We start from the raw sequence: 262 nt of genomic DNA on the forward strand, positions 1-262 counted from the left end.
TTGGGCTTACGGCGTGGGGGCTTTTCACCCCCATTATCGCTACTCATGTCAGCATTCGCACTTCTGATACCTCCAGCATCCTTTACAAGACACCTTCGCAGGCTTACAGAACGCTCTCCTACCATATGCTTACGCATATCCGCAGCTTCGGTGACTGGCTTAGCCCCGTTACATCTTCCGCGCAGGACGACTCGATCAGTGAGCTATTACGCTTTCTTTAAATGATGGCTGCTTCTAAGCCAACATCCTGACTGTTTTAGCC

1 rRNA gene is annotated in these 262 nt (G+C 50.8%); it reads right to left on the reverse strand.

Annotation, left to right across the window (positions count from 1 at the left end):
- Positions 1-262, reverse strand: a 23S ribosomal RNA gene (locus MRBLMU1_RS27685); the annotation flags it as partial.

This window comes from Burkholderia sp. LMU1-1-1.1 (assembly GCF_040675865.1).
Taxonomy (GTDB): domain Bacteria; phylum Pseudomonadota; class Gammaproteobacteria; order Burkholderiales; family Burkholderiaceae_D; genus Rugamonas.